This window comes from Dendronalium phyllosphericum CENA369 (genome assembly GCF_016056275.1).
GTDB lineage: Bacteria > Cyanobacteriota > Cyanobacteriia > Cyanobacteriales > Nostocaceae > Dendronalium > Dendronalium phyllosphericum.
Window position 1 is genome coordinate 1 of record NZ_JAECZA010000189.1, and the last position, 1,146, is coordinate 1,146.

Consider the following 1,146-nt stretch of genomic DNA (forward strand, 5'->3'; position numbering starts at 1 on the left):
AGTCGTTGACCGCCTGGCTCGTGCCGCACACGAGCGGACCCGAGATCAGCAGGCCGACGACGAGCAGCGGCCAGCGGGCCGCGTCCCACGCGGCACCGACCGACACGACGCCGCACACGTAGGCCCACATCGGTGGGAACCACGTGATCGGCTTCAGCAGTTCGAGGGCCGCCGGGAGTGCCGACGGAGTGGCGAGGGAAGCGGTCGCCGTGCGTGCCATGAACCCGAAACTAGACCTCGCGCAATGCGGTGTCAAACAGAATTTACACTTCGTTTGTCCATTCGACGTGACGCAAGCGCGCCGCGGTCGGCGGGGAGCACGCGGGAGCCCTCCGCAGGTCTCCGACCAGTATTCGCGGCACGCACCTGGCGTGGACCACGACGACGCGGATATGCGTCAACGCAGAGCGCCGGCGGTCATCCGCGTCGCGCAGCACCCGTAGCGCGCGATGGGCCAGCGGCGCGGGGCGCGCCTGGAAACGTTCGGGGGGTGGTGCCGCGGTACCGCCCGTGGGCGAGCGCCGCGGTCTCAGATCCGGGGCGAGCTTCCCGGCCGGCCGGCGTCGGCGGCGTCCGCGCCGGCGGCATCGCGATCGTCTTCGGCGGGTTCGTTCGAATCGAGGTCGCCGAGGCCGTACCGCCGCAGCTTCGCGTACAGGCTCTGTCGGCTGAGGCCGAGGATCTCGGCCGCGGATGCGCGGTTGTCGCCGGTGATCACGAGCGCGGCCTCGATGCAGAGGCGCTCGATCATGTCGCTCGACTCGCGGACGAGGTCCTTGAGCGGCACGCGACCGACGAGCTCCGTGAGCTGCTCGACCGAGCGCGGCCGCTCGCGCGCGACGCGGCGCTCCGTCGTGAGCCGCGGGCCGACGTCGCGCAGCGTGAAGCCGAGGCACGGCTGCTCGCCGTCCGGCACCGCGACCGCGCAGATCTCGACCTCCGTCGTCGAGCCGTACTCGCCGCGCAGTGTCGTCGCGAACAGTCGCACGGAGTTGTGCTCGCGCAGGTGCGCGGTCAGCAGGTTCAGGTCCACGCCGGGACGACCGAGCCAGCGCTCGAGCGATTCGCCGCGCGCCTGCTCGGCGGTCGCGAGCTGCGCCATGTCGAGGAACGCGCGGTTCGCGTAGACGACGCGCCCTTCCGTGT

At 71.6% G+C, this 1,146-nt stretch carries 1 protein-coding gene and 1 pseudogene; both read right to left on the bottom strand.

Annotated elements, in window-relative coordinates:
* Window positions 1–220: pseudogene (locus I8752_RS22160) on the bottom strand (hypothetical protein); the annotation flags it as partial.
* A gap of 309 nt (window positions 221–529) precedes the next feature.
* On the bottom strand, window positions 530–1,146 hold a 617-nt coding region (locus tag I8752_RS22165; protein ID WP_214434433.1), incomplete at its 5' end, for a helix-turn-helix domain-containing protein.